Below are 250 nucleotides of genomic sequence, written 5' to 3'. Positions count from 1 at the left end.
GCAACAAGCAGCCCATTTCAATAAAGGGGTTCAAAACATCTACAGAAGCAATAATTGCTTTATTACGCTCAGGATGCGCAATCATAGGAATAATATTTTTAGACAAAAACCATTTCACCAACTTATCGCTACCCGGAGGTATATGGCCATGAGGAAACTCAAGCAAAACGACTTGCTTATCACCCCAATACCCTAAAATTGGCAAATTATTCGAAGATACTATTTGCAAAACCTCAGCACACAATCGGAC

General features: G+C 39.2%; 1 pseudogene. It reads right to left on the bottom strand.

Annotated features, from left to right (window positions below):
• Nucleotides 1-229 (bottom strand): annotated as a pseudogene (locus tag Q4528_RS15100) (hypothetical protein); the annotation flags it as partial.
• Nucleotides 230-250: the final 21 nt, after the last annotated feature.

The sequence above is a fragment of the Staphylococcus pasteuri genome, from assembly GCF_030547725.1.
Classification (GTDB): domain Bacteria; phylum Bacillota; class Bacilli; order Staphylococcales; family Staphylococcaceae; genus Staphylococcus; species Staphylococcus pasteuri.
Note: the sequence above shows the minus strand (reverse complement) of the source record. Positions and strands in the feature narration are given on the sequence as shown.